Raw genomic sequence first — 2,335 nt, forward strand, 5'->3', positions numbered from 1 at the left:
GAGGGGGTGGGTGGGCCGCGGTCAGATGCCGAGGAGCTTCTTGGCCTTCTTGGCGTCGGCGGGCGAGAGCACCGCGTCGACCGACAGCCGCCGCGTGCGCTTGCTCGGCTTCACCTCGAGCAGGTGGCGCTTGTTGGCGCGCTCGCGCATGACCTTGCCGGAGCCGGTGACGCGGAACCGCTTCTTGGCGCCGGAGTGGGTCTTGTTCTTGGGCACGTCATCTCCTGTGGTGTGGCCGGCCGGGAGGTTCCCCGGCCGGGTGTGCGTGGGCCCTGCGGGCCCCGGCGGCGGCCGGGACCCGCGGGGACGTCGTCAGGCCGTCGCGGTCCGCGTCAGGACGCGGTGGTGGCCGTCTGCTCGACCGGGGCCTGCTCCGGCGCGGCCTGCTGGGCCGGCGCCTGCTCGAGGGGCGCCTGCTCGACGGCCTCGTCCGGGGCGGCCGCGGACTCCGCGGACTCGGCGTCCTTGCGGCGGCGCTCCTCGGCCTTGGCCTCGGCCTTCTTCTTGTGCGGCCCGATGACCATCACCATGTTGCGCCCGTCCTGACGCGGCGAGCTCTCGACGCTGCCCAGGTCGGAGACGTCCTCCGCGAGGCGCTGCAGCAGCCGGAAGCCCATCTCGGGTCGCGACTGCTCGCGACCGCGGAACATGATCATCACCTTGACCTTGTCCCCCGCCTTGAGGAACCGCTCGACGTGGCCCTTCTTCGTGCCGTAGTCGTGCGGGTCGATCTTCAGGCGGAAGCGGATCTCCTTGAGGATCGTGTTCGTCTGGTTCTTGCGGGCTTCGCGGGCCTTCATGTCGGACTCGTACTTGAACTTGCCGAAGTCCATGAGCTTGCAGACCGGCGGCCGTGCCTGCGGAGCCACCTCGACGAGGTCGAGGCCTGCTTCGTCCGCCAGCCGCAGCGCGTCCTCGACGCGCACGATGCCGACCTGTTCACCGTTGGGGCCGACGAGCCGCACCTCGGGAACACGGATGCGGTCGTTGATGCGGGGCTCGCTGATGTGCTGCTCCTTCGTCGTCGCGGGGCCACCGGACACGGGAAAGGCCCCCGTGCTCGGACGCGCACGGAGGCCTGCCGGATCCGGCGACGGGGACGACGAAGGACGAGGTGGTCGCACCACCGCGCCACGACGACGGACGTCGCTGCGCTCCCCCGCGGACGGGGGAGGGACCGGACCCTCGGCGCCCAGGGCACCGGGGTGGGAGGAGGCCTCCGCTTCGCGTGCCGGCCCGCGCCGCGCTCCACCGCCGGGGCGGTGGACCGGTGGCGTGAGCCGGTCGGTCACCTGTCAGGGTAGCAGCATGCAGCCAGACCCCGCCCACGACCCGGCCACCGACCGGGCCGCCGACCCGGCCGCCACCGCGGCCCGCGACATCGCCGACGTGCCCGCCGCCGAGCTCATCACCACCGCGGCCGTCCACCTCATGAGCGCCGCGGCGGTCAAGTGCGGGCTCGCCGAGGGCCCGGACGCCGAGGACCACCTCGACCTCGCGGAGGCGCGCGTGCTCATCAACGCCCTCGCCGGCCTCGTCGTCACCTCCGCCCCCGACATCGGCGGGCAGCACGCGCGCTCGCTGCGCGACGGCCTGCGCTCGCTGCAGCTGGCCTTCCGCGAGGCCTCCAGCGTGCCGGACGAGCCGGGCAGGGGGCCGGGCGAGCGCCTGACGGGCAGCGTGGTCTGAGCCCGCGCCGCGGCGGGTCCGCGCCCCACCTCGCGCGGCGGGGGCGCCGGGTGGTCCAATGCCCACGACCTTGAACGTGCAACGACTCGGAGGACCCCGTGAGCAACAACGACCTCGGCCTGCTCGCCCTGCGCCTGGGCATCGGCGGCACGCTCGTCGCGCACGGCGCGCAGAAGCTGTTCGGCGGCGGCATCGAGACCTACACCGGCGCCATGCACGCCATGGGCTTCCGCCCGGGCAAGCGCAACGCCGTGCTCGCCGGCGCCTCCGAGGTCGGCGGCGGGGCGCTGCTCGCGCTCGGCCTGGCCACCCCGGTCGGCGGCGCCGTCGCGGCGGCGGCGATGGCGGCCGCCGTGACCGTGCACAAGCCGAACGGCTTCTTCACCACCTCCGGCGGCTTCGAGTACCCGGCGGTGCTGGGCCTGACGAGCGTCGCCCTGGCCGTCGGCGGCCCCGGCCGCTACAGCCTCGACGCGGCGACCGGCCACGCGCTGAACAAGCCCTGGGTGACCGTCCTGGCGCTGGCCGCGGCCGGCGTCGGCGCCACCCTGACCATCCGCCAGCGCCAGGCCGCGGTGGCCGCGGACGCGCAGGAGTCCGCCGACGCCCCCGCCGACGGCCCCGAGACGCCCGTCGCCTCCTGAGG

Annotated in this window: 4 protein-coding genes; 2 read left to right on the forward strand and 2 right to left on the reverse strand. The window is 74.6% G+C overall.

The features are described from left to right. Nucleotides 1-21: 21 nt before the first annotated feature. Both rpmI and infC read right to left on the reverse strand, forming a co-directional pair. Nucleotides 22-216 (reverse strand): 50S ribosomal protein L35, encoded by a 195-nt coding sequence (gene rpmI / locus GTQ99_RS22290; RefSeq protein ID WP_166617867.1) that lies wholly within the window; start codon nucleotides 214-216, stop codon nucleotides 22-24. A 116-nt stretch (nucleotides 217-332) separates the two neighbouring features. Continuing rightward, nucleotides 333-1,043, reverse strand: a complete 711-nt coding sequence (gene infC / locus GTQ99_RS22295; RefSeq protein ID WP_338075195.1) for a translation initiation factor IF-3 — start codon at nucleotides 1,041-1,043, stop codon at nucleotides 333-335. A gap of 265 nt (nucleotides 1,044-1,308) precedes the next feature. On the opposite strand from infC, the gene GTQ99_RS22300 reads away from it, so the two are divergent. Both GTQ99_RS22300 and GTQ99_RS22305 read left to right on the forward strand, forming a co-directional pair. Beyond that, entirely contained in the window at nucleotides 1,309-1,689 is a 381-nt protein-coding gene (locus GTQ99_RS22300; protein WP_166617868.1) for a DUF1844 domain-containing protein, read from the forward strand. 98 nt (nucleotides 1,690-1,787) lie between these two features. Next, nucleotides 1,788-2,333, forward strand: coding sequence for a DoxX family membrane protein (locus GTQ99_RS22305; protein ID WP_166617869.1), 546 nt, complete (start codon nucleotides 1,788-1,790; stop codon nucleotides 2,331-2,333). The last annotated feature ends 2 nt before the right edge of the window (nucleotides 2,334-2,335 follow it).

The organism is Kineococcus vitellinus, assembly GCF_009906315.1.
Taxonomy (GTDB): domain Bacteria; phylum Actinomycetota; class Actinomycetes; order Actinomycetales; family Kineococcaceae; genus Kineococcus; species Kineococcus vitellinus.